The sequence below is a fragment of the Pseudoalteromonas sp. S558 genome, assembly GCF_005886635.1.
GTDB classification, from domain to species: Bacteria; Pseudomonadota; Gammaproteobacteria; order Enterobacterales; family Alteromonadaceae; genus Pseudoalteromonas; species Pseudoalteromonas aliena.
In genome coordinates this window covers 1-383 of the sequence record NZ_PNDU01000725.1, presented here as the reverse complement: position 1 = coordinate 383, position 383 = coordinate 1, and the positions used below count along the sequence as shown (strand labels likewise).

General features: G+C 37.9%; 1 pseudogene. It reads right to left on the bottom strand.

Features of this window, described 5'->3' with window-relative positions:
- Positions 1 to 220: pseudogene (locus tag CWB66_RS22105) on the bottom strand (EAL and HDOD domain-containing protein); the annotation flags it as partial.
- Positions 221 to 383 lie beyond the last annotated feature (163 nt).

The window sequence follows — 383 nt, the reverse complement described above, 5'->3', positions numbered from 1 at the left end:
GTTTTAATGATTCAGGACCAATATTGATCAGCGCTTTTTTACCCGAAGTAATATGGCGAGTACCTAAGTTAAGCTGGTTTTCCATGATCAGGCGAGCCGTTGCTTGACCATCAGAAACACCAGGAAAGCAATTTTCAGGGCTATCGCGAAACAGTAGTTCATATGCAGCTACATTTTGATTACGATTAAGGATTGCTTGCCTTGCCACAAATACCGACACATTACCTAGTTTTTATTATTTCCACCAGACTAAGTAATTAAAGCGCAAATAGGAACGGATGTCACTGAACTTTAATAAATTTTTTAATATAAGTAGGTAATATAATCAGTTACAACGGCATCCCAACCAAAGCAGCTGTTCTTAGCGCTATTTTTTATCGCTT